1 protein-coding gene is annotated in these 386 nt (G+C 65.8%); it reads right to left on the minus strand.

Going from position 1 to position 386, the window contains the following annotated elements; translation table 11 throughout:
• Positions 1-386, minus strand: a 386-nt coding sequence (locus tag FOI68_RS23830; RefSeq protein WP_370512178.1) for a TerC family protein, incomplete at both ends; no start/stop codon positions are given.

Consider the following 386-nt stretch of genomic DNA (forward strand, 5'->3'; position numbering starts at 1 on the left):
GCTTGGTGAGCCCGAGCAAGAGGCTGATGAAGCACAGCAACAGGATGCGGGTTCCCAGCGCCGCCAGTAACCCCAGGCGTCTCGCTTTCGGCTGCTGCTCGGGCGGCAACCGGCCCGCGATGATGGCCAGGAAGATGATGTTGTCGATGCCGAGGACGATCTCCATCGCCGACAGCGTCAGCAGGGCGAGGATCGCCGCCCACAGGCTGAACGGCTTCTTGGCGGCGACGTTGTGCAACTCCTTGAAATCCGCGACGGGGTAAGTCTTCTCCTCGCCGCCGACCCGGAGCCGGATCTCGCGAGTCAACAACTCGCCGCGGATGCGGTTCTTGTCGGCCAGTTCGACGGTGTCCTCCGAGCCGGCGGCGTCGGGCGACCGGAAGAGG

Origin of the sequence: Brevibacillus sp. LEMMJ03, from assembly GCF_007197875.1 — a bacterium.
GTDB classification, from domain to species: domain Bacteria; phylum Bacillota; class Bacilli; order Brevibacillales; family Brevibacillaceae; genus Brevibacillus; species Brevibacillus thermoruber.